This is a genomic window from Methylomonas paludis (assembly GCF_018734325.1).
GTDB lineage: Bacteria > Pseudomonadota > Gammaproteobacteria > Methylococcales > Methylomonadaceae > Methylomonas > Methylomonas paludis.
In genome coordinates, this window is sequence record NZ_CP073754.1 from 1544114 (window position 1) to 1570173 (window position 26060).

Annotated in this window: 30 protein-coding genes; 12 read left to right on the forward strand and 18 right to left on the reverse strand. The window is 48.2% G+C overall.

All coding sequences use genetic code 11. The features are described from left to right. Positions 1–84: 84 nt before the first annotated feature. From mutL to hypE, 8 genes are all read left to right on the forward strand, one after another. Entirely contained in the window at positions 85–1914 is a 1830-nt protein-coding gene (mutL, locus tag KEF85_RS07090) for a DNA mismatch repair endonuclease MutL (RefSeq protein ID WP_215584478.1), read from the forward strand. Continuing rightward, a complete protein-coding gene (miaA, locus tag KEF85_RS07095; RefSeq protein WP_246535066.1) occupies positions 1915–2859 on the forward strand; it encodes a tRNA (adenosine(37)-N6)-dimethylallyltransferase MiaA in 945 nt (314 codons plus the stop codon). A gap of 3 nt (positions 2860–2862) precedes the next feature. Beyond that, positions 2863–3993, forward strand: a complete 1131-nt coding sequence (locus KEF85_RS07100) for a type III PLP-dependent enzyme domain-containing protein (RefSeq protein ID WP_215584480.1) — start codon at positions 2863–2865, stop codon at positions 3991–3993. 18 nt (positions 3994–4011) lie between these two features. Beyond that, a complete protein-coding gene (gene hypA, locus KEF85_RS07105; RefSeq protein WP_215584482.1) occupies positions 4012–4353 on the forward strand; it encodes a hydrogenase maturation nickel metallochaperone HypA in 342 nt (113 codons plus the stop codon). A 1-nt stretch (position 4354) separates the two neighbouring features. Next, the gene (hypB, locus tag KEF85_RS07110; RefSeq protein WP_215584484.1) at positions 4355–5131 is read left to right on the forward strand and encodes a hydrogenase nickel incorporation protein HypB; all 777 of its coding nucleotides are present in this window, start codon (positions 4355–4357) and stop codon (positions 5129–5131) included. 138 nt (positions 5132–5269) lie between these two features. Beyond that, on the forward strand, positions 5270–5497 hold the full coding sequence (locus tag KEF85_RS07115) for a HypC/HybG/HupF family hydrogenase formation chaperone (RefSeq protein WP_215584486.1): 228 nt from the start codon (positions 5270–5272) through the stop codon (positions 5495–5497). Beyond that, positions 5494–6600, forward strand: a complete 1107-nt coding sequence (hypD, locus tag KEF85_RS07120) for a hydrogenase formation protein HypD (RefSeq protein WP_215584488.1) — start codon at positions 5494–5496, stop codon at positions 6598–6600. The genes KEF85_RS07115 and hypD overlap by 4 nt, the downstream gene beginning before the upstream one ends. Positions 6601–6643: 43 nt before the next feature. Continuing rightward, positions 6644–7678, forward strand: coding sequence for a hydrogenase expression/formation protein HypE (gene hypE / locus KEF85_RS07125; protein WP_281413692.1), 1035 nt, complete (start codon positions 6644–6646; stop codon positions 7676–7678). 151 nt (positions 7679–7829) lie between these two features. On the opposite strand, the gene KEF85_RS16900 is transcribed toward hypE, so the two are convergent. From KEF85_RS16900 to KEF85_RS16910, 5 genes are all read right to left on the reverse strand, one after another. Continuing rightward, a complete protein-coding gene (locus KEF85_RS16900) occupies positions 7830–7958 on the reverse strand; it encodes a hypothetical protein (RefSeq protein WP_281413693.1) in 129 nt (42 codons plus the stop codon). A gap of 116 nt (positions 7959–8074) precedes the next feature. Next, positions 8075–8209 carry a hypothetical protein gene (locus tag KEF85_RS16905; RefSeq protein WP_281413694.1) on the reverse strand — a complete coding sequence of 45 codons (135 nt, stop codon included), beginning with the start codon at positions 8207–8209 and terminating at the stop codon, positions 8075–8077. Positions 8210–8282: 73 nt separating this feature from the next. Further along, entirely contained in the window at positions 8283–8456 is a 174-nt protein-coding gene (locus KEF85_RS07130; RefSeq protein ID WP_215584490.1) for a hypothetical protein, read from the reverse strand. Positions 8457–8532: 76 nt separating this feature from the next. Continuing rightward, positions 8533–8709, reverse strand: a complete 177-nt coding sequence (locus KEF85_RS07135) for a hypothetical protein (RefSeq protein WP_215584492.1) — start codon at positions 8707–8709, stop codon at positions 8533–8535. A 116-nt stretch (positions 8710–8825) separates the two neighbouring features. Further along, positions 8826–8957, reverse strand: coding sequence for a hypothetical protein (locus KEF85_RS16910; protein ID WP_281413695.1), 132 nt, complete (start codon positions 8955–8957; stop codon positions 8826–8828). 669 nt (positions 8958–9626) lie between these two features. On the opposite strand from KEF85_RS16910, the gene KEF85_RS07140 reads away from it, so the two are divergent. Continuing rightward, positions 9627–10022 carry an REP-associated tyrosine transposase gene (locus KEF85_RS07140; protein ID WP_215584494.1) on the forward strand — a complete coding sequence of 132 codons (396 nt, stop codon included), beginning with the start codon at positions 9627–9629 and terminating at the stop codon, positions 10020–10022. Between the two features lie 127 nt (positions 10023–10149). On the opposite strand, the gene KEF85_RS07145 is transcribed toward KEF85_RS07140, so the two are convergent. From KEF85_RS07145 to KEF85_RS07180, 8 genes are all read right to left on the reverse strand, one after another. Next, positions 10150–10551: a type II toxin-antitoxin system VapC family toxin gene (locus KEF85_RS07145; protein WP_246535067.1), complete on the reverse strand. Its 402-nt coding sequence runs from the start codon at positions 10549–10551 to the stop codon at positions 10150–10152. An 8-nt stretch (positions 10552–10559) separates the two neighbouring features. Then, positions 10560–10802 (reverse strand): antitoxin, encoded by a 243-nt coding sequence (locus KEF85_RS07150; RefSeq protein ID WP_215584498.1) that lies wholly within the window; start codon positions 10800–10802, stop codon positions 10560–10562. A gap of 789 nt (positions 10803–11591) precedes the next feature. Further along, entirely contained in the window at positions 11592–12170 is a 579-nt protein-coding gene (locus tag KEF85_RS07155) for a hypothetical protein (protein ID WP_215584500.1), read from the reverse strand. Between the two features lie 200 nt (positions 12171–12370). Further along, positions 12371–12742 carry a hypothetical protein gene (locus KEF85_RS07160; RefSeq protein ID WP_215584502.1) on the reverse strand — a complete coding sequence of 124 codons (372 nt, stop codon included), beginning with the start codon at positions 12740–12742 and terminating at the stop codon, positions 12371–12373. 76 nt (positions 12743–12818) lie between these two features. Continuing rightward, positions 12819–13076: a hypothetical protein gene (locus tag KEF85_RS07165; RefSeq protein ID WP_215584504.1), complete on the reverse strand. Its 258-nt coding sequence runs from the start codon at positions 13074–13076 to the stop codon at positions 12819–12821. 492 nt (positions 13077–13568) lie between these two features. After that, positions 13569–14126, reverse strand: a complete 558-nt coding sequence (locus tag KEF85_RS07170; RefSeq protein WP_215584506.1) for a recombinase family protein — start codon at positions 14124–14126, stop codon at positions 13569–13571. 4 nt (positions 14127–14130) lie between these two features. Further along, a complete protein-coding gene (locus KEF85_RS07175) occupies positions 14131–14508 on the reverse strand; it encodes a DUF5615 family PIN-like protein (RefSeq protein ID WP_215584508.1) in 378 nt (125 codons plus the stop codon). Then, positions 14505–14735, reverse strand: coding sequence for a DUF433 domain-containing protein (locus KEF85_RS07180; protein WP_215584510.1), 231 nt, complete (start codon positions 14733–14735; stop codon positions 14505–14507). The genes KEF85_RS07175 and KEF85_RS07180 overlap by 4 nt, the downstream gene beginning before the upstream one ends. Before the next feature lie 174 nt (positions 14736–14909). Here KEF85_RS07180 and KEF85_RS07185 point away from each other — a divergent pair, with 174 nt between their 5' ends. After that, positions 14910–16304 carry a DUF4158 domain-containing protein gene (locus KEF85_RS07185; RefSeq protein ID WP_215584512.1) on the forward strand — a complete coding sequence of 465 codons (1395 nt, stop codon included), beginning with the start codon at positions 14910–14912 and terminating at the stop codon, positions 16302–16304. Positions 16305–16351: 47 nt separating this feature from the next. Here KEF85_RS07185 and KEF85_RS07190 read toward each other — a convergent pair whose 3' ends face one another. The 3 genes from KEF85_RS07190 to KEF85_RS07200 form a co-directional block, all read right to left on the reverse strand. Then, positions 16352–16921: a recombinase family protein gene (locus KEF85_RS07190; protein WP_215584514.1), complete on the reverse strand. Its 570-nt coding sequence runs from the start codon at positions 16919–16921 to the stop codon at positions 16352–16354. A gap of 155 nt (positions 16922–17076) precedes the next feature. Next, positions 17077–20067, reverse strand: coding sequence for a Tn3 family transposase (locus KEF85_RS07195; RefSeq protein ID WP_281413696.1), 2991 nt, complete (start codon positions 20065–20067; stop codon positions 17077–17079). A gap of 115 nt (positions 20068–20182) precedes the next feature. Then, positions 20183–20500 carry a hypothetical protein gene (locus tag KEF85_RS07200; protein ID WP_215584516.1) on the reverse strand — a complete coding sequence of 106 codons (318 nt, stop codon included), beginning with the start codon at positions 20498–20500 and terminating at the stop codon, positions 20183–20185. Positions 20501–20731: 231 nt separating this feature from the next. On the opposite strand from KEF85_RS07200, the gene KEF85_RS07205 reads away from it, so the two are divergent. Then, entirely contained in the window at positions 20732–21157 is a 426-nt protein-coding gene (locus KEF85_RS07205) for a group II intron maturase-specific domain-containing protein (protein ID WP_215585068.1), read from the forward strand. A 59-nt stretch (positions 21158–21216) separates the two neighbouring features. Here the strand turns inward: KEF85_RS07205 and KEF85_RS07210 are convergent, their stop codons facing one another. Together KEF85_RS07210 and KEF85_RS07215 are read right to left on the reverse strand one after the other, a co-directional pair. Further along, positions 21217–22095: a hypothetical protein gene (locus tag KEF85_RS07210; protein WP_215584518.1), complete on the reverse strand. Its 879-nt coding sequence runs from the start codon at positions 22093–22095 to the stop codon at positions 21217–21219. Positions 22096–23414: 1319 nt separating this feature from the next. Then, positions 23415–24593, reverse strand: coding sequence for a hypothetical protein (locus KEF85_RS07215; RefSeq protein WP_215584520.1), 1179 nt, complete (start codon positions 24591–24593; stop codon positions 23415–23417). Between the two features lie 302 nt (positions 24594–24895). Here KEF85_RS07215 and KEF85_RS07220 point away from each other — a divergent pair, with 302 nt between their 5' ends. Continuing rightward, entirely contained in the window at positions 24896–26017 is a 1122-nt protein-coding gene (locus KEF85_RS07220; protein ID WP_215579912.1) for an IS4 family transposase, read from the forward strand. The last annotated feature ends 43 nt before the right edge of the window (positions 26018–26060 follow it).

The following is a 26060-nucleotide window of genomic DNA, read 5'->3' on the forward strand; positions in this document are numbered from 1 at the left end:
ACGCCCCCGGCAGCTAAATTTTCAATAGTTACCCACGCTGTCACACATCCGGTAAAATAAGCCTATTTCCAGCAACCCCGGCTTATGCGCATTCAGGCTTTACCTACTCAACTTGTTAATCAGATTGCCGCCGGCGAAGTGGTGGAACGGCCTGCGTCTGTGGTTAAGGAGCTGGTGGAAAACTGTTTTGATGCCGGCGCCAGTCAAATTCATCTGGATATAGAGCAGGGCGGTTTGCGGCAGATTCGGATTCGCGATAACGGCTGCGGTATTTTTAAAGAAGATTTAGGCTTGGCCTTGTCGCGTCATGCCACCAGTAAAATCAGCTCGCTTGCCGATCTGGAACAAGTGTTGAGTATGGGGTTTCGCGGTGAAGCCTTGCCTAGCATCAGTTCCGTGGCCCGGCTGAGTCTGATTTCCCGAACGGCTGATGCGGCTTGCGCCTGGAAGGTCAGCGCCGACGGCAGCGAAACCGAACTGGACCCGCAGCCAGACCCGCACCCGCCCGGTACCACTGTGGATGTGCGTGATCTGTTTTATAACACCCCGGCCCGGCGCAAATTTTTAAAAACCGAAAAAACCGAATTTGCCCATATTGAGGCGTTGATTCAAAAACTGGCCCTCAGCCGTTTTGATGTGGGTTTTGTGCTGCAACATAATCAAAAGGAAGTGCTTAATTTCAAACCGGCTGCCGATGATGCCGCCCGCCTGAAACGGGTGGCAGGGGTGTGTGGGCCGCAGTTTGTGGAAAATGCCGTGACTATTGATTTTAGCGCCTCCGGCCTGGAATTGAGCGGTTGGGTGGGCCTGCCTACCTTTTCCCGCAGTCAACCGGATATGCAGTTTTTTTATGTCAATGGCCGTTTGATCAAGGACAGACTGGTGGCGCATGCCATCAAACAGGCTTATCAGGATGTGCTGTATCATGGCCGGCATCCGGTGTTTGTGCTGTATCTGAATCTGGACCCGGCACTGGTGGATGTTAACGCCCATCCGGCCAAACTGGAAGTGCGGTTTAGGGAAGGCCGGATGGTGCATGATTTTCTGTTTCAGGCATTGCATCGCAGTCTGGCCGCGCAGCGACCCGAAGCCGCTGGCCCGGAACTCAAAATAGTGGATTTTGCCGAGCCGGCCCAAGTGCAGACCCTGCTGCCGCTGGACCATCCTGGTGAGTCTCAGCCGCCTCGGTCGGCAAATCTGTCAAGTTACGCGCCTAGGCCGGCCAGTGCGGTGTTTGGTAAGGCCGCTGTAAACGAACAGATCAACCGATACAGCCAGTTGTATTCGACTCCCGTGCCTGAGCCACAACAGCCAAGCCCAGCAGGGGCAATTCCACCGCTGGGTTATGCCTTGGCGCATATCCACAATATCTATATTCTGGCCGAAACTGCCCAAGGTGTGATCCTGGTGGATGCCCATGCTGCCCATGAACGCATTACCTACGAACGTCTGAAACTGCAATATCAGCAACATAGCCTAGTGTCGCAGCCTTTGTTATTACCGATCCGTTTGTCCGTCAGCGTTGCCGAAGCCGAGCTGGCTGAACAGGAACAGGCGTTTTTTACCGAGCTGGGTTTTGAAGTGAATCGGGCCGGGCCGGAAACCCTGGTGTTGCGGGCTACACCGGCTATTTTGGCAAAAACCGATGTCGATCAATTGCTGCGCGATATGTTGGCCGATATGCTGACTCTTGGATTTAGCCATAAGGCTCAGGAAAAAATTAATGCCGTGCTGGCCGGTATGGCCTGCCATGCTGCGGTGCGTGCCAAACGCAAACTCAGTATCGAAGAAATGAATGCCTTGCTGCGCGATATGGAACAAACCGAACGTATCGGCCAGTGCAATCATGGCCGGCCCACCTGGGTGGCGCTGAGCCATCAGGATCTGGACCGGTTTTTCATGCGCGGGCAATAAATGCAGGCACTTCAACCACTACCCGTCATTTTATTGATGGGGCCGACCTGTTCCGGCAAAACCGCACTGGCAGTGGCCCTGGCTCAGGCATTGGCCGGCGAAATCATTAGTGTCGATTCAGCCCTGGTGTATCGCGGCATGGATATCGGTACCGCCAAACCTACGCTGGCCGAGCGCGGCGGCATTCGCCATCATTTACTGGATTGTCTGGAACCCACCGCAAATTTTTCCACCGGTGAATTTCGCAGCCAAGCCTTAGCCTTGATTGCCGATATATATGCACGCGGTAAGTTGCCGATTTTAGCTGGCGGCACCATGCTTTACTTCAGCGCTTTGACCCAGGGCTTGGCGCAATTGCCGGGGGCTGATGCCGGGATTCGGGAGCGCCTGGAGCAGGAACTGCAAGCGCTGGGTAAACAGGCTTTGCATGATAGGCTGGCGGAATTGGACCCAGAGGCGGCGGCCCGCATCCATGTTAATGATCCGCAACGAGTACAGCGGGCCTTGGAAGTGTATGAAATCAGTGGTCGCTCCCTGTCCAGTTATTTTCAAGCCCAGCCGGCCAACACGCTGCCTTACCGATTCATCAAAATCATCGTCGCCCCCGAGCAACGCGCTGAATTACATGAAAAAATCGCTCAGCGTTTTCAGCAGATGCTGGCCCAGGGTTTTCTTGATGAAGTAGCCGCTTTGCACGCGCGCGGCGATCTGCATCCGGGATTGCCGGCCATCCGTTGCGTTGGTTATCGCCAGGCCTGGGCGTATCTGGATGGTGAGTATGGTTATGTAGAGATGCAGGAAAAGGCCATCGCCGCCACCCGCCAGTTGGCCAAGCGTCAGTTTACCTGGTTACGCAAGGAAACCGATGCCTGCCGACTGGACAGCGCCGCGCCCGACCTGTTGGCCCAGGCTCTGGCATATATACAAGCCCAGCTTCACCCTTAAGCCATGTATCAGCCGGAATTAAGCAATCAGATTAGCCAGACCCCGGCTTTTGTGCTGGATGAAGCCCAGGTGCTGGCCAATCTGCAACCCTTGCTGGACATCCGCGCCGCCACCGGCTGCCGGGTGTTATATTCCATGAAAGCCTTGCCCTGGAGCGGGCTGCTGAGCTTGTTACAACCTTATCTGGATGGGATCTCGGTCAGCTCCTTGTTCGAAGCCCGGCTGGCGAAGGAAGTGATGGGGGCAGCTACCGGCGTGCATCTCACCACACCAGGTTTGCGTGAGGCAGAATTTGCCGAATTAAGCCGGTTATGCACTCATATTAGTTTTAATTCTTTAAGCCAGTATCAGCGCCTGCAAGGGCAGGGCGGGGCCTATGCCCCAGGCCTACGGCTAAATCCGCAATTGTCGTTTGCCGCCGATCCGCGTTACGACCCCTGCCGACCGCATTCCAAACTGGGCGTAGTATTGGCCGATTTGGCTAAGGGTTTGCCGCATGGGATTACCGGGCTGCATGTGCATACGGTGTTCGGCTGCTGCGATTTTCAACCCTTGCTGGCTACCATAGCCCATATCAGGCCATTGTTGGCGGCACAGCCTGATTTGCAATGGCTGAATCTGGGCGGCGGTTATCTGTATCACAGCATTGCCGAGCTGAACATTATTATCCAGCAGATCAACAGCTTACGCGCCGAATTTGGTGTGCAAATCTATCTGGAACCGGGTAAGGCCCTGGTCGGCAATGCCGGTTATCTGGTCAGCACTGTGCTGGATAGTTTTAACAGTGACGGCAAAACCGTGCTGGTGCTGGATACCAGTGTCAATCATCATCCGGAAGTGTTTGAATATCAACGTGCGCCGCAATTGCTGAATGAAGCGGCGGCAGGTGAAACCGCGTTACTGGTCGGCAGCAGCTGTCTGGCCGGCGATGTATTTGGCGAATACCGCTTTACCGCTTTACCCCAAGTAGGTGAGCGGGTAGTGTTTAGCGATTGTGGTGCTTATACCCTGATCAAGGCCAATCGTTTTAATGGCTATAATCTGCCGGCCATTTACCGGCTGGCTCAAGGACAAATGCAATTATGCCGCGAGTATGATTATCAGGAGTATCGGCAGCAATGGCGTTCAGTATGAATGCGGATTTATCGGCTTATGCATGAAATATCCTTATGCGAAAATGTGTTGCTGGCGCTGGAGCAACAGGCGCTGGCCCAGCAGTTTAGCAAGGTCAACCGCATTTGCCTGGAAATCGGCGTGTTGGCGGCGGTGGATATTGAAGCGTTCCGGTTTGGCTTTGCCGCTGTGATGCGCGGCAGTTTGGCTGAGCAGGCAGTTCTGGAAATCAGCGAACTGCCGGCCAGGGGCAGATGTTTAAACTGTGGGGTGGAAAGTGTGATACAACAGCGCTACGATGTCTGTCCGCAGTGCGGCGCAGCCCCTTTGCAGATAAGCAGTGGCGAACAAATGCGGATTAAAGAATTGGAGGTTGAATAATATGTGTGGGGTTTGCGGTTGTGGGACAGAGCATCAGCATGAACACGGCGTAGGGCATCAACATGCCGATGGCGTTGCCGGCCACACCCATGCGCCGGGTTTAAGCCAGGCGCGTATGGTGAAAATAGAACAAGATATTTTTGCCGAAAATAACCGCTATGCCGCCCAAAATCGCCGCTATTTCAATGCCCAGGGTATGCTGGCCTTGAATTTGGTTTCCAGTCCCGGTTCGGGTAAAACCAGTCTGCTGACCGCAACCATAGCCCTATTACAGGATAGTCTGGCGCTGGCCGTGATAGAAGGCGATCAGCAAACCAGTCTGGATGCCGAGCGGATACGGGCCACCGGAGTACCGGCGGTGCAAATCAATACCGGTAAAGGCTGTCATCTGGATGCGCACCGGGTGGGGCATAGTCTGGACAGTCTGCCGGCTCAGCCGGGCAGTATTGTGTTTATTGAAAATGTCGGTAATCTGGTATGCCCGGCTGGTTTTGATTTGGGTGAAGCACATAAAGTGGTGATTTTGTCGGTCACTGAAGGCGAGGACAAGCCTTTGAAATATCCGGATATGTTTTATGCTGCCGACCTGATGCTGCTGAATAAAATTGATTTATTGGCGCATCTGGATTTTGATGTCCAAAAATGTCTCAACTATGCCCGGCAGGTCAATCCGCGTCTGAAAGTGCTGATGGTTTCCGCCAAAACCGGCCAGGGCTTGGACGCCTGGGCCAACTGGCTAAGAGCTGAACTGGCATTGCAGGCTATTTCTTATGCCTGATGATTTGTAGGGTGTTTTTGCGATAGCAAAACACCGTACACCCGCGAGGCTTCGCTGGCTTGCCTGCCGGCGCAGCCACCCTACATGGTTGCATTGGGCGCTCATTTTTTACTGGTACTTTCTAATGGTCAATTGCTTATGTGTTTAGCCGTACCGGCCCAAATTATCGCCATAGACAGCGCCACTGATATGGCCACCGCCAGCCTGGGTAATGTCCGCGTGGCAGTGTCGCTGGCGCTGGTTGATGATGTGCAGGTGGGCGATTATGTGCTGGTGCATGTCGGTTACGCCTTGACCCGGCTGGATGAAGCTGAAGCCCTGCAAACCCTGGCTCTGTTTGCCGAAGCCGGTTTGCCCATGCCATGAAATACCTCAGCGAATTTCGCCGCCATGATCTGGCTCAGCAATTAACCGCGGCCATTGCCGCCGCAGTCCGGCCAGAGCGCCAATACCGGCTGATGGAGTTTTGCGGCGGCCATACTCACGCCATTTATCGTTATGGTTTGCAACATTTAATGCCGGCCAATGTCGAGTTTGTGCATGGTCCCGGCTGTCCGGTCTGTGTCTTGCCGGCTGGGCGGATCGATAACATTATTCAGTTACTGGCCCAGCACGATGTCATCCTCTGTACCTACGCTGATTTAATGCGGGTGCCGGCCGGTGGCCGTAATACTTTGTTAAAAGTTAAAGCCGCCGGTGCCGATATCCGCATGGTTTATTCCACCCAGGATGCCTTGAAAATTGCCAGAGATAATCCGGGCCGGCAGGTGGTGTTTTTTGCCATCGGCTTTGAAACCACGGCGCCGGCCACTGCCGTTGCCCTGCAGCAGGCCCAAGCCGCTGGCTTGGCTAATTTTTCGGTGTTTTGCAATCATGTGCTCACCCCGGTGGCGATGCAGGCTATTCTGGATACCCTGCAGCCGGCTGTGATAGACGGCATCCTCGGCCCTTCCCATGTCAGCAGTGTCATCGGCAGCGCCGCTTATAGCGGACTGGCCCAGCAATATGCCAAACCTATCGTCATTGCCGGTTTTGAACCGCTGGATGTGCTGCAATCGGTATTGATGCTGATTAAGCAACTGCATCAGGGCCGCGCTGAGGTAGAAAACGAATATACCCGTGCCGTAACACCGGCAGGCAACAGCAAGGCACAGGCACTGCTCAGCCGTACTTTCAGAGTCAGGCCGCATTTTGAATGGCGCGGCCTGGGGCTGCTGGCCGATAGCGCTTTGGCGGTACATGAGGATTATGCCGAGTTTGATGCCGAACAGCGCTTTGCCATGCCGGCAATCCAGGCCGCTGATGTCAAAGGCTGCGAATGTCCGGCCATTTTACGCGGCCAGAAAAAACCCCAGGATTGCAAACTGCTGGGCAAAGCCTGTAATCCGGAAAACCCGCTGGGAGCCTGTATGGTATCCGCCGAAGGCGCTTGCGCCGCTTACTGGGCTTATGCCCGTCAGGCCGCATAACTCTTGGTAGAACGCCAATCCCTGTTATTGAGATGATCTTATCGTGAATACCCCCGCTGCATTTCCCGCAGATGCCATTATCGATTTAAGCCACGGTGCTGGTGGCCGGGCCATGCACCGGCTGATCGAGCAAATATTTATCAAGCATTTTGATAACAACTGGTTGCGTCAGGCCAACGATCAGGCCATGTTTGCCAGTGCCAATGGCCGCATGGTCATCAGCACCGATGCCCATGTGATTACCCCGCTGTTTTTCCCCGGTGGCGATATCGGTTCACTGGCGGTGCACGGCACCTTAAACGATGTGGCGATGGCCGGGGCCAAGCCACTTTACCTGAGTGCCGCCTTTATTCTGGAAGCCGGACTGCCGATAGCCGATCTGGAAAGAATCGTGATTAGTATGGCCGCTGCCGCCAAGCTGGCCGGTACCCCGATTATTACCGGCGATACCAAAGTGGTCGAACGCGGCAAAGGCGATGGTGTGTATATCACCACCACCGGGATTGGTGTGGTGCCAGACGGGGTTAATATCGCAGCTGACCTAGCCAAGCCCGGCGATGCCGTAATAATCAGCGGTTCTATCGGCGATCACGGTATTGCGGTGATGGCCAGCCGGGAAAATCTGCAATTCGGCACCAGCATTGTTTCCGATTCAGCGGCTTTGCATGAATTGGTGGCGGTGATGCTGGCCGCCGCTCCCGGTCAGATCCATTGTTTACGCGACCCGACCCGGGGTGGGGTGGCCGCGGTACTTAATGAACTGGCCCAGCAATCCGCAATAGGAATACAATTAATCGAGACCGCCATTCCCATCAAGCCGGAAGTCAGCGCCGCCTGCGAATTATTGGGGCTGGACCCTTTATATGTGGCTAACGAAGGCAAGCTGCTGTGTATCTGTCAGGCTGCAGCAGTAGAGAATTTGCTCAAAGCCATGCGGGCTCACCCTTTAGGCCGCGATGCCATGCAAATCGGCACGGTGCAGGCTGATCCATACCATTTGGTGCAAATGCAAACCGGTTTTGGTGGCCGGCGCATCGTCGATGTGCCGGTTGGTGAGCTATTACCCAGAATTTGTTAAGTGTTGTAAGAGCAAGGGCTACCATAACCAGCATCATCGCGACCCGTAGCCTCGATGCAACGCAGTGGAATCGAGGGGTTCGCAGCGTAGCCTTAATCACAAAGCAGGTGTCAGGGGATTCAACAATGTCATTGTACCGCTTGAACAAAAATCAACTACTAACGCCAACATAGCCTTTATCAAAGCGACCACCATGTAGGGTGGCTTCGCCGCCAGGCAAGCCACCAAAACCTCGCGAGTGTTTGGTAAAAACACCCTGGGGCACCATAACCAGCATCATCGCGAGCCGTAGCCTCGATGTAACGCAGTGGAATCGAGGGGTTCGCAGCGTAGCCTTAATCACAAAGCAGGTGTCAGGAGGGATTCAACAATGTCATTGTACCACTTGAACAAAAATCAACTACTAACGCCAACATAGCCTTTATCAAAGCGACCACCATGTAGGGTGGCTTCGCCGCTAGGCAAGCCACCAAAACCTCGCGAGTGTTTGGTAAAAACACCCTGAGCAAAGGGCACCATAACCAGCATCATCGCGACCCGTAGCCTCGATGTAACGCAGTGGAATCGAGGGGTTCGCAGCGTAGCCTTAATCACAAAGCAGGTGTCAGGCGGGATTCAACAATGTCATTGTACCGCTTGAACAAAAATCAACTACAACGCCAACATAGCCTTTATCAAAGCGACCACCATGTAGGGTGGCTTCGCCGCTAGGCAAGCCACCAAAACCTCGCGAGTGTTTGGTAAAAACACCCTGAGCAAAGGGCACCATAACCAGCATTATCGCGAGCCGTAGCCTAGATGTAACGCAGTGGAATCGAGGGGTTCGCAGCGTAGCCTTAATCACAAAGCAGGCGTCAGGAAGGATTCAACAATGTCATTGTACCGCTTGAACAAAAATCAACTACAACGCCAACATAGCCTTTATCAAAGCGACCACCATGTAGGGTGGCTTCGCCGCTAGGCAAGCCACCAAAACCTCGCGAGTGTTTGGTAAAAACACCCTGAGCAAAGGGCACCATAACCAGCATCATCGCGACCCGTAGCCTCGATGTAACGCAGTGGAATCGAGGGGTTCGCAGCGTAGCCTTAATCACAAAGCAGGTGTCAGGAAGGATTCAACAATGTCATTGTACCGCTTGAACAAAAATCAACTACTAACGCCAACATAGCCTTTATCAAAGCGACCACCATGTAGGGTGGCTTCGCCGCTAGGCAAGCCACCAAAACCTCGCGAGTGTTTGGTAAAAACACCCTGAGCAAAGGGCACCATAACCAGCATTATCGCGAGCCGTAGCCTCGATGTAACGCAGTGGAATCGAGGGGTTCGCAGCGTAGCCTTAATCACAAAGCAGGTGTCAGGAAGGATTCAACAATGTCATTGTACCGCTTGAACAAAAATCAACTACAACGCCAACATAGCTTTAAAAAACAGTTAGTTGTAGGATGTGCTAAACGCAGTGCAGCGCACCATTCGAAGCAAAGTACTAGTATAAAAATGCATCATGCAACATTACGCTAGGGAATTACAGTTTTGTTAATAAGAATGGGGCATGATCTATAAATTTCAGGGCATTTTAACTGCTTGTATTATCAATGCCTTATATTTATGCTGAGCCTGATTGGTGCATATATTGAAAAAGTTATGCACAATTTCAGGCAGTTGTCATGCAGTTTATTTTTAGCAGCTGTTTTAAGTGGCATGCTGTAGTTAACTTGTTGATTTTATATTGCAAACCCGATTGGCTTTTTTTTGGGCAATTTAACAAAACCCCGCTGAAAATCAATGCTGGACTGGGTTTTGGGGGAGTAATCCACAAAGTTATCCACAGAATTTGTGGATAACTCGGTTTAATTGAACTAGTGCAATCACTTAGCGCCATGTACTGAAATCATACTTTAACTGACTCACCGCCTTCGACCCAGAGCCGACAATGGGTTATAAATTCTGATGCCTGCTTTAGATCATATTCCGGTCATTGATGCCGCAAAAAGCTGTAGGGTGGGCACAGGCTTTTTGTGCCCACGCGTGAAAACCGATGCCGATTTTTCAAGCGGTTGGGGCAGGATAAAAAGACTCGTCAGCATGGATTGCGGAAACGCCTATCACCGCGACGAATGGATGGCTGCCTCAAAAAAGAAACATCCGGAATCGACAATATGGCAACGCCGATTTTGCGAACATCAAATACGTGACGAAAAGGATTTTATTCAGCCTATGGATTATGTCCATTATAATCCGGTCAAGCATGGCATGAGCAGGCGCGTGGTGGATTGGCCTTACTCAACATTTCACCGCTATGTCAAAAATGGGGTTTATCCGTCAGTGGGGTGGCGATGGCATTGAATCTCTGGATATTGGCGAATAACCGCGTGGGCAAAAGGCGCGTGACGGTTATAAAATACATGAAAAGTGACTGTGTTGCGCCTTTTGCCCACCCTACCGGGCTCATCTCGCCGCCACGGTTTATGGCTCAGAAGCCATGCATCCAATCTTCGATAGTCAAAACGCCATCGGGAACCAGGCTAAATGCTTTATCATGGCTGACAAGTATGGTATTGGCAGCTATTGCATGCGCGGCGATCATCATGTCGAGTGCCCCAAGTGAAATGCCAACCGTCATGCAAGAAGCGCGTAAATCGCCGTAAACGCTGGCGGCTTGCTCGTCCCAAGGTAACGTTTCAACCCGAAATAGAAATTCCCGGATCAGTTTTGCCAGAGTGGCAGGATATCCCTTTCGGGCTAAGCCATATAAAAGTTCACCTTGTGTGACTGCGGATATGGTAATGCTGTCCATTGGCAGGGATGCCAGCCGCTTACGAATCTCAGGGGGATGGTTTTTGATAATATAGCTGACCGTATTGGTATCCAGCATATAACGCATCAAAACAAATCCCTTTCTTGGCTCGGCAGGTCCTCACGATCTGTCATGAAATCGGCAGGAATCTTGGTGTGGTCGGCAAGCTCGAAAAATTCCGCCCAGGATGCCGGTTTGGGCGAGAGTATCACTTCGCCAGTCATGGGATCACGCCGAATATATACTTCCGTTCCATGAAAACGGAATTCTTTTGGCAGCCGTAGCGCTTGACTTCGGCCAGTGACAAATAACTTGGCAGTGGTATGCATATTAACCCCCTATTGGATACATACCAGAAGTATATACCCTGTGTTGGTGTTTATCAATAATAGCTATCAAGCTAGTTCGATAGCAGAAAATAAATACGGTGCTGATTTAAAGCCTCCAGAGTTATTCTAATCACGATGCACGCACCGCCGGATACCGTGAGCTTCATAGCGGGGTTAAAGGAAAAGCGCGAGGCATGTCATTATCTGCAAATGAGCTTGAATTTATCCGTATAGGGGGGTCTAAGCCCAAACCGCCGAAAATTCCTTCCAGCCATGGGTGTTAAGTCTTAACCTATTTTTCACTATAAAAATATACAAGTTGCTCGCGTCTTATATGGTATTTATGTTTTTCAGATTGATAATCTCTTAACGACCGTTATTTGATATACAGAGATTAATATTGATACATCAATAGGTTACAATTTCCTTATTGCTGTTCGGAAATTTCGGCGGTTCGGGCTTAGAACCCCATAATGGTTGATTGTCTTGGTTGATCCCGCTATCAAACAACCGCTGATTTGTTCTTGCAAGGCGCGGTCGCTGACCGATATCGGGAAGACTAAATCAATATCTGAATGTCTGCAAGGGGTCGGGGGGAGCCGATGGACTCACTTTTTTATAACTTATTTTGAACGACAGCTATCCGGAATATATTTCCGGTACGAAATGAATAGTCACAATCAGCCACTTGGAGACATCCAAAGATTTTCAGCGTATGGCGGCTGCAAAACAGAAAACTGCCGTTCAACGCCAAGCTAAGGGGCGCGTAGCGTCCCTTTGAGCGCAATGTTAGGCATTTTTATTTCTTGCGATTACAGTTAAAAGCATATTCTTAATATATTGAATTAATTGCAAAACTGTGAAAATTACTATTGAAAATTTATGCCAGAAAAATTCTTGCGCATCGTCTCTGCTCATCCATAAATCAAACTTTTCCTTTTTCGATTTTTTGGCATGAGACAACCCACCATATATAAATGTATCCATTAACATTTGGTTTGAAATATTTTCGTCTTTGAATGTCAAGTTAGTGCTTTCCGACAGGAATGAATTCAGATTGCTTCGTGCAGCATTGAACTTACTTTTCTCTTCAATAGTTACAAATTCAGAATCAAAAAATTTTTGTAAGTTTCTGATTGAAGTTGCTTCGTTGTCTTGTATGAAAAACCGGAAAGTCAATATAAAGGCATCGATATTTTCTTGGTTTGGCCTGATGCTTCTGATGTTTAATGGGTCTTCACGGGTTAAGTCAATGCTTATATCCAAAGTGAACTCTTCTTTTATTTTTTTCACAAAACCGCTATTTTCAAGCTTATCCGCTTTCTCAATAAATAATTCTAACTCTGGGAGGTGTGAATCAAAAGCCATGCTTACTTTCCAAAAGATACCTAACGTAGAGCTAAGGGGCGTGCCGCTCACGGACGCTAAACAAAGCACCAAAGCTTGGTAAATTACAAAACTTTAAAACCGTCATGAGGCGGCACGTCCCTTTGAGCGCCATGTTAGGCTTATTCAAAGCATGAACAAAAAACCTGCCAACCATGCCAATCTTATTCGCTAGGAAAAAGTCAACCTTTAGAGTTGCGACGCCTCAAAATGAGCCTTTCTTTTGAGTACTCAATTTCCTCGTAGTCTTTGAATAAGGCGATGATCAAACTAATTCCTAAGGATGCAGCAACGATAATGGTGGCAATCTCAAGTCCACTCAGTGCTGCAGCAGGAGCTGCAAAAGCATAGGATAATCCGCCTGTAATAGGAGCCGTAACTGTTGCAGTACCGAGCAAAGCTATAACTGCCACCAAGGTGCCAGCACCAAGTAGCGTAATTTTTTTTGCGCGTTTTAGTTTATTAGCAAGCTCGCCTGTAACGATAATTTCGGTTGCTTTTTCGTCCTTTGCCTGTGACAACTCTTCTTTGGTGTTAACGGTAACAGTTTTCATTGATTTTGCTCCTTTGCTAGTTGCGGTAAAGTGGGCAATAATTTTTATTGTCCACCAGTTTTCAAAGCTACTCCGGTTATTTTAAAGAAGCTGCAACAGCCTCAAACGCTTCCTTGCTCTTGGATGTAACATCAAGCGAAAGTGTTTTTTCGCCAGATACGAAGCCATCCGCGTATTCGACAAACGTTTCAAGACCTTTGCTATCTTCATCAAAGATGTCAGCAATTTCATGAATAGAAAGCCCCTTTGCCTGCATCTCTTTAATGCGTGAATAATTTGTAACAAGGCGGGCCATACCTACTGGATTTTTAGCAATACGTGAAAATGTACTCATTCGAAAAGTCCCCAAAAAACTGAAAAGGTTAGATGCGCCCATTAAAATGAGCTGCATCGACTATATTGGGGTGGTATTGAGAATTTAAAGAAGTTCGCATGTTTTTAGTCTGCCCATAAGTTACAAATACGATAGCCTAACTATAATTAGACATCCTAATAGACGCAAAACATTGCGTCATCAGGTTGCCTAATTCGGTTTGAAAAAAATAAATCATAATGTTTTTAGTATATTATCAAAAATTAGTCTTCCCTAAAAAAACGCAAAATACGTCCGCCCAATTAGCAGAAAGTTCAACGAAATTGCTGGATCAGGTGCGTACAAAATCCAATTGAAACATTACAAGGAATTCACTAAATTTGTATTTCATCAAGATACTCCATTGATTAGCGACTGGTAAAGGGTCTATTGCCGTCATCCATTAAAATAACATATACGTCAGCTTGGGGTCGATAGCGACATTTCGCCCAATTAAGAGCCGACTGTCACAACTTATGGGTTCGCAGATGCAGGAATCCATCGATATAGAGTCGGCACCGAAACACCAAGATTCTTTGCCACATCCCGTGGCGGCACTCCGTTAGCCAGCAACTTCTTGGCTGACTCAATCTTACTGTCGGTCATCTGCCGCTTACGGCCTCCTTTTCGGCCAAGTTGTCGTGCGACTTCTAGTCCAGCTCGGGTTCGTTCAACGGTCAGTTCTCTCTCCATTTCCGCCAAACTCGCCATGACGTGGAAAAAGAATCGACCGGATGGGGTGCCTGTATCAATGGCATCGGTGAGGCTTTTGAATTGAACACCTTGCTTGTGCAGTTCGCCAACCAGATTAACCAGATTCTTAACACTTCGACCTAGCCTATCCAGTTTCCAAACAACGAGCGTATCGTCTTCACGTAACATTTCCAGTGCATTGGTCAGGCCTGGGCGCTCAGCACGACTGCCGCTGATTTTGTCATCAAAAATTTTCTTGCAACCAGCCTTAGTCAAGGCATCGATTTGAAGTTCAAGGTTTTGGTCTTGCGTCGAGACACGTGCATAGCCAATAAGCATTTATCTAATCCAGAGACCAAGTCAATGGTAGTAGTCGCATTCGGGTGCGGTTCGGATCGATGGTCAGCAAGGCACCAGCCTCCAATTCAGATACCATTTGCCCCAAAGCGGCGATAACCTGCAACCCGATCACGTCCGGACTAACATCATCCGCACGAATTTGCACGACGCTGGGTTTCTTGCCATGTGTGGCGGCAAGGATTGCACTGAAGTCCAAATCATGGGTGAGGACTACATAATCGTTTAAACTGGCATAGGTCATGATTTCAGAATCAGGTGCGTTGTTCGCCCCTAATTCTGACCAGTGTGCTGCCTCAATACCTGCATTGACCAACCATCCGGCCCAGCGCGGAGACAGATTCATATCAACGATCAGCTTCATGCGGAGGCTAGTGCGACCTCGCGTTCTTCAGCTAGCCAGGCCGCATAACGAAGTGCCTGCATAATATCTTCGCGCTCAAGATAGGGATAATCGGTGAGAATTTCTTCAATGCTGTGTCCAGCACCGACTTGTCCCACAATCATACCGACTGTGACGCGCATTCCACGGATACAGGCTTTTCCACCCATCATTTCGGGGGCTTGGGTAATCCGATTTAGTTGTCCCATGCTCGACTCCTTATCAAAACTCGTTGTCATAGTAGTGGATTGAGAATATAGTTTCAAGAACTATTTATGAGAATAGTAACGCCTTGATTCTATTGATCGCCACTGTGATCATTCAAGGCTTATCAAAAACCCTCGTTTTCAAGAAAAACTTATAAAAGGATTTTCCGCCCATTCATGCGTGCCAATAAGAATAAACGGTTAACCGTTCTGTCTGAAGCAGAAAAACAGGCGCTATACGATTTGCCCGATTTCGATGATTTTCAACGTGCTGAGTTTTTCGAGATGACGGAGAAAGAACATGGCATTGTATTTCAACGGAATGGTCTTCGCTCACAGCTCTATTGTCTATTACAGATTGGTTACTTTAAGGCGAAGCAAGCCTTTTTCCGGTTTTCGCTACAAGATGTGCCGGAAGAAGACATCACCTTCGTAATGCAGCGGTATTTCCCGGGAATGACTGTGGCATTGCAACCCTTGCAAATGACTGAATATTATTTGCAGCGCAACGTGATCGCGGAATTATTCGGCTATCGGCTTTGGTTAGAAAGCGATGTGACATCGCTATTGGATAAAGCCACTGAACTGGCAAGGCAAGATGCAACCCCGACATTTATCCTGACCGAATTGATTGTCTTTTTAAACAATCAGAAAATTGTGCGCCCAGGGTATACAACCCTACAAACGATCATTGGCGATGCCTTGACTGCCGAACGCAACCGTTTGGAGCAATTGATCGACGAAATCGTAGATGAGTCCGCACGGACAGAGCTTAAAAAGCTACTCGTTCGCGAAGACACCTTATCTGGATTGGCGGCCATCAAGCAAGACACCAAGAACTTCAGCTACCAAATGATGGTGGTCGAGCGCCAGAAACGGGCAACGCTGGAGCCTTTGTACCAGATAGCGAAAACACTCCTGCCAAAACTCGAAATTTCGCAGCAAAATAAAAATTACTACGCCAGTCTCGCCAATTTTTACAGTATCTATGACTTAAGACGATTGAAGCCTGGGCAAACCTATTTGTACTTGTTGTGCTACGCTTGGCAACGTTACCGGCAACTGAGCGATAACCTGGTCAGCAGTTTTTGTTACCAGCTTAAAAAACTGGAAGAAGAAACCAAGAACGAGTCCAAGCAGCTGTTTAATCAATCCTTATCCAGCAAAAAACAAGAGTCTCCACAGGTAGGTCGTCTGATTTTATTGTATGTTGATGAGGCGATAGACGATGCTACATTATTCGGTACAGTACGCGATCAGGCATTCAACATCATGCCGAAGGACTCTTTAATCACTGCCGGGCAACGCTTATGCGAAAAATCACCCAGTCAAATGGCTTTTCGCTGGGAGGCGGTAGACACTATCACCGCGCGCTGCAAGAAAAATTTGCGTCCTCTGGCAATGTCCACCGAATTTTCCAGTACCGATCCCCAGAATCCCTGGCTAATGGCGCTGAGCTGGATGAAAACTGTTTTTTCCCGTCAACAAACTTTGGCACAACGTCCTGTTAGTGAAATCCCTGCTGGCACGATACCCAAACGCCTGCGACAACATCTGCTGGTATTGGGGTAGTGTGCACATAGCTGCAAAAGCCGCCACGTAATTTTCGGGGTAACGATTTACCCTTTTTCATTTTGAGATTGCAGGGCCAGCAAACGGGAAACAGTTGCCGGATGGATTTTGAACAAACGCGCTGTTTCAGCAGCCGTTTTCTTGCCGGAAGTCACCATCGCGACAATTTCTTGCTGTTGATGCACGTCGAGTTTGGGTCTGCGTCCTCCAATACGGCCTTGCTTGCGTGCCGACTCCAATCCTGCTTTGGTGCGCTCCCGGATCATCGACCGTTCAAACTCTCCAAACGATCCTATCATCTGCATCATCATACGTCCGGCCGGCGTCGTTGTGTCGATTGCTTCGGTCAGGCTGCGAAAGCCGGCGCCGAGTTGGTCGATCCGCTCCATGATCGTCAGCAAATCCTTCAGTGAGCGTGACAGCCGATCAAGTTTCCAGACCACAAGCACATCGCCGGCACGTAGTTGATCCAACGCACGAGCAAGTTGCGGACGATCCCATCGTCCACCGGACGCCGTTTCTGGAAATATCTTTTTGCACCCTGCCTGTTGGAGGGCCGATTCCTGGGCAACCGTTTCTTGTTCTTCTGTTGAAACGCGAGCGTATCCGATGAGCATAATCGTTGCACAAACCTATTGCATTAATATTTCATTATGCAACAGGTTTGTGCAACATGGGAAGCCCCGCACGATGGTGATGTTCCCTGTGTTGCGCAAACGTTCCTTTGCGCAACGAGGTATTTGGTCAACAAAACCTTGCTCAGTGATTATATCTATGCCGCCAGCGCAAGATCAGCTTCGATTGGGAGCCGTTTACTCATGTCCAAATCAAATCGCCCATACGGATTTACATGACTATAAATCAACGGCGACAATGCTCTCAAGTCCGCAGTTTTCATCCTGTTACACCAGGGCTTTTCCGATAGCACGCGTTGAATCATCAATGTATTGACGTACACCAAGCATAATTGCAACAAATGCAGCGACAATACCGATAATTCCTGATCTTCCAGCCGGTTGCTGGCGACCTCTCCGCTCTTGCCGTAGAAGATAAATCCATTGGCGCTGTTCCAGTTTTCTACGACGTTCAACCCCTCGTGAATCTCGCGGCGCAGCCCTTCCGAATCAATATACCGGCACAAGAAAATGGTTTTCAACACCTTGCCAAGTTCCGCTAATGCTTGGTAAGTCGGATGTTGCAGGTTGCCACGCGTAAAGCGGCGAAGAATGGCTTCGGCTTCTGCAGTGCCCAGGCGCAACGCGGTTGCGTATTTGATCATTTCATCATACTGTTGGCGGATCAAATCCCATTTGATTGGACGCGTCAAAATATCAGTGAGATTGGAGTAATTGCCGGCACTGTCTGTTTCAGGCAAGTACAACTTTTGTGAAGCGACGGCTTTCAGACGTGGCAACAAATCGAAGCCGAGCAGATGACAAAAAGCGAAGCCGACTTCGCTCTGCCCGTGGCTGTCCGTGTAGCTTTTCTGAACATCCATATCGGTGTCGTGTCGCAATACACCTTCAATCATAGCCGACACTTCGGAGGAGGAGCATCGTTTCAGTTGCGAGTAGATACAGACCGATTTGCTCTCGACATGCCAGTAGATCATCACGCCACGACCACCGTAGCGAATATGCCACTCGGTCATCAAATTCTGATCCCAGGAGCCGAATTTCTTTGAGTCCGACGCGCAGGTGGTCGTGCCTTCGCCCCATATTTCCGGAAGACGCACAGCGAAAGTCGCATTGGCGACCTGGGAAATCGCTGCCCGCAATGTACTTTTTTCGATGAAACGGTGGCGTACGTAACGCAATTCCTGATAAGTCGTCTCATGTCCCGCTGCGGCGATTCGTTTGAGTCCGGCGTTCGTGCCTAGCGCATAGAGGCTCAGTAGCAAACGCCGTTGCAAGATATCACGATCCAGCGTTTCACGCTGCCGGCTGCTCTGGAACAAATCGGTGAAACCTACCCGCAGATCGGCTTCCTTGAGGATGTCCAACAAGCTAGTGGATGACCAGCGCTCAAATATTTCGGCTTTCAGGTGCTTGAGGTTTTCCGGGTCAGGTTGCGCATCCAGCGGAGTAATGCAAATACGGTTCTTGCCTCGATCAAGAATTTTGACTCGTGGATTTTTTGGCATTCCCTTGTTCAACATGCCTAGGGCGTCCGTCATCGTTTTCTTCAACCCTTCGATGAATGCCTTGATGTCCTGTGGTTGCTTTAGCGCTTCATAGTAGGCAGCGCGGTTGGTTTCAAAGTCGGCAGGCAAATCCTCATCCGGGTTACGGAAGCGGTCGGCGCCAACGACCCAGATTTCTTTGCTGCGCAGCCGCTCGCGCAATGTTTGCAATACACAAATTTCATAGTTGATGCGATTAATACGTTCTTTGTCATTCTTGTCTTTCTCCACAACAATGTCGCGCCATTTGCCTTTGACGATACCCGCAATCGGCACCACATCGTCAGCGGAAAAATATTGTTGCGTGCTGTCGCGGTAGGTTTTGAGCAGAGCCAAGGCTTCAATCACCGGTCGGTGCGCGGTGTTGTTGGAACGGAATTCCAGCGCATCAAGTATCTGCGGCAACATCCGGCGGTAGTAATTGCTATATGAGGAACGAATGACCTTATGTACCACCTTGGTATAGGCAGGGCCGCTGGCCTTAAATTCTTTGACTAAGTCTTTCAGTGTTTCCAATCCGACCACCGGATACAATACATCCTTGACGATGCCATCTGGTTCATCGATGGCCGCTTCCGCCAATTTGAACAAGACATTGGTTTTGCCACGCACACGGCGTAAATCGTTAAGCAATTCTTGCTCGACCTTATTTTCGGCGCGAACACCGATCTTGTGAATGACCAGAATTAGCAAATCGATCAATGCGTCGATGATCTCGTGCTCTCGTTGCCAGCAGTACGCCGCTGCCAAGGCATAGCGTATTTCCGGCGGATGCCGTCGCAATTCCCAACTTGACTCGGTGCTGACTCGGCGACAGTATTTTTGTAACCATTTGATGGGAAGCGCAGCCAATGATTTACTCGGTAACGCAAGCTTACGAATTCTGGACAGTTTGGCGAGCTCCTGCAACACGCTATCCAGGCCGATTCGGCCAGCGTCGCCTTTGAGGTGCGACAAACCAAGATCGTCGTCTTTGACGATGGAAGTCTTCTCGACGGCACCATTTTCATCCTTGACGTTTGGCTCTTCGACCGTCAATAGTTTGTCTATCGATGTCTTGGTTTCGGAACTTAGCAGGTTAGCGATGGATTGGAATAGCTCAGCCTCGAAAGCATGAATGGCTGATCGAAGTAACCGTTCTAATGGCGTGGGATCAAGCGGTGCCAACGATTGTCGGGCGAACCACTCAACAGCCAATTCCTTCAATCGATCAAATGGAACATCCAGCACCAAGACTTCAGCGGTCAACCATGTGCGCAGTTTCTGCAAATCCTCACTTGATGAGCGACGTAGTCCCAGAAAGCCCAGGATTTTCTTGCGATGCCGCTGGCCGGTGCGCCCATCCCATTCGTAAATATCCAGATCTGCAACCGCCGAATTGGTTGCATGCGCAAGGTAGACAGCAATCTCGTGCGGTATGCCTTTTTGACTGTCGGGAAAGAAACCTTGAAATTGAAAAAATTTCAATAGAATTGCAAATCCAAGTCTGCCGCTATCCGTGCGGCCAGGAAGCAATGCCGCTTCCGCGACCGATAATGACCAATGCATCTCCAATTCGTCTTCGTTCCAGTGCCACTTCACAAATTCTCCTTGTAACACACCGAAAATGTAGGATGGTGTGCTTTTTGAGAGTCATTTTAGCGTGAGGAGGCATATGCTGCGAAATTACGTGGCGCTTTTTGCAGCTATGTGCACACTACCCCGGATAGTGCTGGGCATACTCTTCCCAGAGCAATTGTTTCGTTAAGCCTTTTTTCTTCAACTCCAGGTGAATGTCTATCCAGACCGGTTCCTGGTATTTGGAAGAAGGCCGGGCATCCGAACGAGGATAAAACTTAAGGGCTAAGGTTTGATCATCCCAATCATCCGGCAGCGGCCAGGATATAGCCAGCTTTTCGGCCAGCTTTAAGATGTTTTGGATGCTGCCGACACTGATTTTGGTGCTGGCGCTGATTTTTCGGATGCTTAATCCGGCGCTGAAACTCAGCCTAAGGACTTCTCTTAAATTTCGCATTGTTGTTCTCTTTGCTGACATTTCCTTTCCAAAAAGGGCGGAAAGAATAGTCTGGTTTGATAAACAATGCGTTAGGTGTGATTCTGGCAACTTGAACAGCTATTCTGGCATGTTGAACACCGATTCTGGAAAATCCAGAAAAGTGTTCAGCTTGAAACCAGAATCGGTGTTCAAATTAAATCAGAATAGGTGTTCAGATTGGGCCGGAATGGGTGTTCAACTTGAGCCAGAATATGCAACAAAGCGCTACACCGCTTCAAACATCGCATCAAACAACTCACTGGGCGCTCGTGGGGCGTCAGCCTAGCTTACCGCTACCGCGAATTGCGCCGCTATATCGTGGGTTGGATGAACTACTTTGCGTTATCGGAATATTACCGACCAGTGCCCGAACTGGATGAATGGCTACGGCGGCGCATGCGCTGCTGCTACTGGAAACAGTGGCGGTGGCCGCGAACCAAGATTAGCCATCTGGTCAGTCTGGGCGTCAGCTTAAAGGAAGCGATCAAAACCGGTGTTAGCTCGAAAGGGCCTTACGCCATGTCGCGGACACCGATTACGCAAATGGCGATGAACAACGAGTGGTTAAAAGCCGAGGGCTTGGTGTCGATCAAAGATCAGTGGGTTCGTTTTCATTACCCTGTTTCAACCGCCTAGTGCGGACCCGCATGCTAGGTGGTGTGGGGAGGGCGAGAGAGAAACTCGCTATTACCCGATTAGGCCTCACCGGAGTTCGATGAACTGGAGGCCTTAAGTTGAACTAGTGGCTTCAGCGGGCGGACGGAAGGTCGCCGCGGAGGCATAAGCGCTGGAATGACCATTGGAGGCGACGACGCCAAAGACGCTGGTAGTCTGAGCTCCAACAGTTCGGCGGTAGAGACACTAGCGCAAATGTCTCGGATTGAGCCGATGTTCAGATTTAGTGGCTTCCTGTTTGCATCTGTCGCCACCTTACCACCTTGGTTAATGAACATTAGCCGCGCGAAGTCAGTCATGCTCTCCCATGACTCCGGATCAATCTTCCCCTCATTCAGATCAACTGCGAACCGAAACTCCTTCTGCCAAGCATAACGCGGCAGCTTGGAGAATCCGTCATAGGTCGCAGTCAGCGACAGCTCTACATCGTAGGTGACACGCTTGGCGCCGGCCCAGTATTCGTTCTTGGTTCTATGGTACAAGCCTTCAAATACACGATGTATGAACTGTCTTGGGTCAGTTACGATGATCGCGGTGTCACCGAATTGTTGTAGTTCGATGCTTGGTGATACGAAGCGTCCCCTTGAGGCCGAATACTCTAAGCAGTACATCGAGTAGACCAAGGTCTCCTGAAGCGAAATGAACCCCGCTCCGGCTATCGCATCCGCATCACTGCCGAAGACATCGTGAAAGAACGGAGTTCCTGGCCTGACATCGGCAAAACTCTGGACGATTCCTTCCCTAATGTCGCCGCGAAAGCTATTGTCACTTGCAGTTGGGCGTTTCTCGATGTCCGCGAAGTCTGACAATGGGCGCATGAATATTTCACCGTCCAGAAGCTTGTCTGCCCACCTACTTTCTGCAATCTTTACCAAATAGAAGGCATGGGCCTCTGTCATGGACGTCTCTCCCCTACTATTAGCAGTCTAGCGAAAAATGAGTCGGGTGACTCGCTGGCGTGCCTGTGAGGCCTAACGTTTGAATTAAAGGTCAAGTCAGCTCAAGAGTCTTGAGCAATGCGATTAATTTACTCTGACTTGTACCTTTCAATGAAGCGTTGAACGCCATACGGGACATCCTCAAATTGGGTGCATTTGGCCTTGAATTAAAGCGTTGAAATTCGTTTTCCAGATAAAACCGCTTTGCAGCTGTTCGTCATTAACTCCGTTATGCGACAGCTGCAAAGCGGCTTTAGTACCATTTTTTCAGCGCTTAGTCAAAATCCAGAAATGGCCCATAACTGTCGGGTATGTTGATCAACGTGATGTATACGACATCAGATGTCCAATAATCCAGTGCATTTGTCGTATAACTCCAGTTGTTTATTCATAAATAATTGATTTTATAGACAAGTTATAATTCAACACCCCAGTTGGTATTGAAAAATACGACACTAAAAAACATACAGGAAACTATATCATTCCAAACAACACGCATCTAAGCAATAAACTCTGGAATTCTCTTTGACAGCGATCAGCCTATCTTGTGTCGGTCTGCAATGAGAAACTAAGCTGCCAGCCTAAATACTGTCCGATCAGGCCGCTTAGGGTCGATTTTTGACGATCAGAACACCGTGAATTTTGCCGGCGTCAATGACTGCTTTATTGCACTACTGTTCAACAACCCCCTTATACCAGGGGTTTGAGGTGCAGTGGAACGAATAACCGAGTTAGCGTCTATTATGATGCGCTTTATAAGTTTATCTATTAAAACGGCCCAATTGAGATTGATAAAAGCAGATAATGCCATACCCTGACATATAGCCAATTTAGATAGTCAAAAAGGAAGTAGCCAAATTACATTGCGTTTTGCATTATTGGCTAGCTGATTTATAGTTAGCCAAATTGAGTACACTCAATTTGGCCATTAATCCACTTACTTTAACCACTAACCTGGTTATTCGTTCCACTGCACCTTAAACCCCATCTACGCAAAAAGCAGCAAGCCGCCGCCAGTGCCGCGCAAAGTAGGGTCATTGAAGAAGAAATGCAGAAACTCAAGACATTCAGACGGTTCAGGCAGCAGCAAATCAAGCCGATTAAACCGAGCGACCTATAATTTTGAAGGCAATCAAAAGCCAGTAAGGGGTGAACCTATGAAAGTAACTACAGAGCAAGAGCTATCAAGTTATTTCTCAATTTTAAAGTAGCTATTACCACCTATTTCAGTAAAGATGGTAATAGCCGATAGAAAAATAGACTAAATTTTTGTTGACTAACTAGTTGGTAATATAGTCCATAGCCGTAAAATTATCTTTATGTACAATGCTATCCAATATCCAATATTCTGACGCGTATGAAGCTCTTAAAGCTAATCTAGATGCGGCAGATTTTACGATTGTCCCTAATGTTTGATTATCTCCGATAGAAATTTTCCCAAAAAATCCAAGAGAAACACCTATACCACCACTGCTTTGAGTTACTAACCCACTAACCGTAGCCGCTTCATCACTGGCAAAGTTAGCTACATCTTGCAAAAGGTGTACTGTTTCTTGATTGATACCACATGTACCTTTGTCTTCTATTTTTCTATATGGTGCGTTAGGATTAATAAGTACAGTTGGTTTATCCTTTGTCAGGCCATAATACTCTGTTGTTTCATCAGGAATTATCGTATTACCAATAACAGGAGTTGGATCAGTTAAATCGATCACATATTCAAGAAAAACCGTGATGGCATTGGCAATATCTGTATCATTTGCATTAATAGAGATAGGCAAGGTTTGTCCGCTAAATAGTTGCGGTTTCTGAATTTTTCGCCCTAATCTATCAACAAATTTACCTTCATAATAAGCAACAAAATACTTAATAAATTCATCGCCTTTATTAGTGGTTTTATTTGAGGATGTGCTTAATTTGTATTCACTGGTAAATAAATTCGCAAAGTCTTTTAATTCGGAATGCGATAAATAAGTCGGAACATAGTATGAGTCAATTTTAGCTTTTTCTGCATCATATGAGATAACAGTTTTATTATCAGAATCAATTAAAGGAATGAGATTTCCTTTATCGTCTTTTTTATCGAATAAACCTGATTTATACGCAACTTCAAGTTGAGATTTTGCGGATGTTTTTATCATTAAAGAAAATATTGCATTAACAACAGAATTGTCTTTTAGTTTGTCTGGCAATTTTTCTTTAGCAGAAGAAATTCTTGAAGAATAATCAGTGAAATTATTTACAGTTTTTCCTTTAACGGCATTTAAATTATTTACAGTTTTTTCTTGAACTGATGCTGGTAGCAAATAGACAAAGTTATCTACATTTGTAGCCGTAAGACTTTTTTTTGAGTTACATTTTCCAGCATCATTTAATACAGGAGTAATGTCACTAATAGGTATGGCCGTACAGCCACTAAAAAAAACTATAAAAAGAATTAATATAAAGTTATTTTTCATGAGTTATTTTCTTGTTTAATTTTAATAGTAAACTCTTATTATCAGTAAATTATACTCTATAAAATATTATTTACTGATAATAAGAATATATGAATGATGTTGTTTGTTGTTTGTTGTATTAATCAGTTAGTTCGCCTCCATAGTTTTTTAAAAAAATTTTAAAGATAAGTTCTCTGTACACGACAAAACCCTCTGTACACGACAAAACCTAAAAACCGGCTAAAGAAGATGATCTAAGCTTATGACTTGAAAGCCCATCGCAAATCTGTTTCACTCTCTAATGACTAAAAAAGGGGGTGAACATGGACTTAAACGATGGGCTTAGAGCGATTTTAAAAGACCATGTGTCTTGGAGCAAGCGCCGTTTAGATTGTTTTATCGGTCTGTTACTGGCGTTAATCCAATCCAGGCACATGAATTTAACGCAATTAGCGGTGAATTTTGGTGGACAGGCGACCTTAAAGTCCCGGTACAGGCGGCTTCAGCGTTTTTTTCAAACCGTTGTTTTTGATTATGACGCCGTGGCGCATCTGATCATGCAGTTGTTTGATTTTAAGGGCCAGTCGTATTATTTGACTCTGGATCGCACTAACTGGAAATGGGGAAAGGCCAATCTGAATATCCTCACCCTGGCGATTGCTTATAAAGGCATGGCGGTGCCGGTGTACTGGTTGGTGTTGAATAAGCAGGGTAACTCCAATCAGCGTGAACGAATCGCCTTATTGCAACGCTTCATCCGGCAGTTTGGTCGGCATGGCATTCAAGGCGTATTGGCTGACCGGGAGTTTATTGGCGATCAGTGGTGGCAATGGTTAACAGACCATACCATTCCGTATTTGATTCGGATGAAAGACAATCAGTTACTGACCAATCGCCGCCACGCCGGAAAGCCCGTTCAAGCCCTATTCCGGGATTTAAAGGCGGGCGAGCAGCGCGTACTGAGGAAAAGACAGCGCATTGGCGATCAGTGGGTTTGGTTGAACGCCTTAAAATTAGAGACCAACGAGCTATTAGTGTTGGCCAGTAACCAGCGCTTGGCTCAGGCGATTCAAGTTTACGGCCAGCGCTGGCAAATTGAAAACCTGTTCCAATGCTTGAAAGGGCGCGGCTTCCATTTAGAAGAGACCCGGCTGACCCGGTATTATCGGATTAAGAAAGTCATGGCGCTCCAAGCCATTGCTTTTTGCTGGGCCCATAAAGTCGGGGAATGGAAACATCGAGCCGTTAAGCCGTTAACCATCAAACAACACGGTCGCCCGGAATGTAGCTTGTTTCGTTATGGGCTAGACGAGCTGAATAACTTTTTGTTGAAAACGGTTAAATCGGCTGATGAGATGCTTCGATTCTGGATTTTGTTTTTATGTCCGCCGACTATGATCGATTATGACCGAAGTCGGTCTGGGAAAATAACCCTCAGAATTTAAGTGGCGCGTTTTGTCGTGTACAGAGGACAAAACCTAAAAACCG

Bases quoted from the DNA above. Each gene is read 5' to 3' on its own strand.
- mutL (WP_215584478.1), top strand. From the start codon at position 85: ATGCGCATTCAGGCTTTACCTACTCAACTTGTTAATCAGATTGCCGCC.
- KEF85_RS07140 (WP_215584494.1), top strand. From the start codon at position 9,627: ATGCCTGCTTTAGATCATATTCCGGTCATTGATGCCGCAAAAAGCTGT.
- KEF85_RS07220 (WP_215579912.1), top strand. From the start codon at position 24,896: ATGGACTTAAACGATGGGCTTAGAGCGATTTTAAAAGACCATGTGTCT.
- hypA (WP_215584482.1), top strand. From the start codon at position 4,012: ATGCATGAAATATCCTTATGCGAAAATGTGTTGCTGGCGCTGGAGCAA.
- KEF85_RS07160 (WP_215584502.1), bottom strand. From the start codon at position 12,742: ATGAAAACTGTTACCGTTAACACCAAAGAAGAGTTGTCACAGGCAAAG.
- KEF85_RS07200 (WP_215584516.1), bottom strand. From the start codon at position 20,500: ATGCGAAATTTAAGAGAAGTCCTTAGGCTGAGTTTCAGCGCCGGATTA.
- hypD (WP_215584488.1), top strand. From the start codon at position 5,494: ATGAAATACCTCAGCGAATTTCGCCGCCATGATCTGGCTCAGCAATTA.
- KEF85_RS07190 (WP_215584514.1), bottom strand. From the start codon at position 16,921: ATGCTCATCGGATACGCTCGCGTTTCAACAGAAGAACAAGAAACGGTT.
- KEF85_RS07180 (WP_215584510.1), bottom strand. From the start codon at position 14,735: ATGGGACAACTAAATCGGATTACCCAAGCCCCCGAAATGATGGGTGGA.
- KEF85_RS16910 (WP_281413695.1), bottom strand. From the start codon at position 8,957: ATGCTGGTTATGGTGCCCTTTGCTCAGGGTGTTTTTACCAAACACTCG.
- KEF85_RS07185 (WP_215584512.1), top strand. From the start codon at position 14,910: ATGCGTGCCAATAAGAATAAACGGTTAACCGTTCTGTCTGAAGCAGAA.
- KEF85_RS07155 (WP_215584500.1), bottom strand. From the start codon at position 12,170: ATGGCTTTTGATTCACACCTCCCAGAGTTAGAATTATTTATTGAGAAA.
- KEF85_RS07115 (WP_215584486.1), top strand. From the start codon at position 5,270: ATGTGTTTAGCCGTACCGGCCCAAATTATCGCCATAGACAGCGCCACT.
- KEF85_RS16905 (WP_281413694.1), bottom strand. From the start codon at position 8,209: ATGATGCTGGTTATGGTGCCCTTTGCTCAGGGTGTTTTTACCAAACAC.
- hypB (WP_215584484.1), top strand. From the start codon at position 4,355: ATGTGTGGGGTTTGCGGTTGTGGGACAGAGCATCAGCATGAACACGGC.
- KEF85_RS07175 (WP_215584508.1), bottom strand. From the start codon at position 14,508: ATGAAGCTGATCGTTGATATGAATCTGTCTCCGCGCTGGGCCGGATGG.
- KEF85_RS07215 (WP_215584520.1), bottom strand. From the start codon at position 24,593: ATGAAAAATAACTTTATATTAATTCTTTTTATAGTTTTTTTTAGTGGC.
- KEF85_RS07165 (WP_215584504.1), bottom strand. From the start codon at position 13,076: ATGAGTACATTTTCACGTATTGCTAAAAATCCAGTAGGTATGGCCCGC.
- KEF85_RS07135 (WP_215584492.1), bottom strand. From the start codon at position 8,709: ATGATGCTGGTTATGGTGCCCTTTGCTCAGGGTGTTTTTACCAAACAC.
- miaA (WP_246535066.1), top strand. From the start codon at position 1,915: ATGCAGGCACTTCAACCACTACCCGTCATTTTATTGATGGGGCCGACC.
- KEF85_RS07130 (WP_215584490.1), bottom strand. From the start codon at position 8,456: ATGCTGGTTATGGTGCCCTTTGCTCAGGGTGTTTTTACCAAACACTCG.
- KEF85_RS07150 (WP_215584498.1), bottom strand. From the start codon at position 10,802: ATGCATACCACTGCCAAGTTATTTGTCACTGGCCGAAGTCAAGCGCTA.
- KEF85_RS07170 (WP_215584506.1), bottom strand. From the start codon at position 14,126: ATGCTTATTGGCTATGCACGTGTCTCGACGCAAGACCAAAACCTTGAA.
- KEF85_RS16900 (WP_281413693.1), bottom strand. From the start codon at position 7,958: ATGATGCTGGTTATGGTGCCCCAGGGTGTTTTTACCAAACACTCGCGA.
- KEF85_RS07100 (WP_215584480.1), top strand. From the start codon at position 2,863: ATGTATCAGCCGGAATTAAGCAATCAGATTAGCCAGACCCCGGCTTTT.
- KEF85_RS07145 (WP_246535067.1), bottom strand. From the start codon at position 10,551: ATGCTGGATACCAATACGGTCAGCTATATTATCAAAAACCATCCCCCT.
- KEF85_RS07210 (WP_215584518.1), bottom strand. From the start codon at position 22,095: ATGACAGAGGCCCATGCCTTCTATTTGGTAAAGATTGCAGAAAGTAGG.